Genomic DNA, 855 nt, shown 5'->3' on the forward strand with positions numbered 1-855 from the left:
AGCCACTTCCGGTACGAATAAGTGATGAGGGCTCCTGAATGGCCAAACTGGGTATGATGTCAGCTGCGATAGTTGGTAGCTCACTTTCTTTACGCCAGCCAATTACACCGCCTTCAAGTGCTTGGCGACCGTCAGATTGCGCAACAGCCGTTTTCTGGAAATCTTCACCTGCCTTGAGTTCTTTAAGAATGTTGTTTGCTTTATCTAGCGCTACTCTTTCTTGTTCTTTATCTGCTGATTCAGGGAGTGCGATTAAGATATGGCCAATCAAGTACTCAAGGCCAGATTGTGTTCGACCTTCTTTTGAGGCTAAGAATGCTTGAACCTCTTGCTCGGTGACTCTTACGCGTTGGTCAACCTGTCTTTTTTGAACTCTGGAGATGACCATTTCCCGGTGTATTTGTTCACGAGCACTGGCGTAGGTGTCGCCTTCTAGCTCAAGTTGCGCTTCAAACTGAGAGAGCGTCATGTTATTCGAACGAGCGATATTCTCTAGAGTGGTATTAAGCTGGGCATCACCAATACGAATACCGGTACGATTTGCCATTTGTAGCTGGATGCTTTCAAGAATTAATTGATCAAGCACACGCTGTCGCATAACTGACAACGAGGGAAGAGGGGTATTCTGGCGCTGTAAGCGTTTAGTGATCGAGTTTACACGTTGGGCTAGCTCAGACTGCATCACGATATCGTCATCGACAATGGCGATGACTTTGTCTAGAAGTACTGCATTTGGCCTCAGTTCAGGTCTAGAGTTTTCTTCAGCATGAGCCACAGAGGCCATACAGCTAAGTCCTAGTAGGGTGCTAAATAATAGGCTCAGAATTGAAGGTGATTTTTTGTGGGTGTGAGTAA

General features: G+C 46.1%; 1 protein-coding gene. It reads right to left on the reverse strand.

Annotated features, from left to right (window positions below; translation table 11 throughout):
• Positions 1–784: peptidylprolyl isomerase (locus tag A3735_RS27685; protein ID WP_197486105.1), on the reverse strand; the 784-nt coding region annotated here is incomplete at its 3' end.
• Positions 785–855: the final 71 nt, after the last annotated feature.

The sequence above is a fragment of the Oleiphilus sp. HI0061 genome, assembly GCF_001635675.1.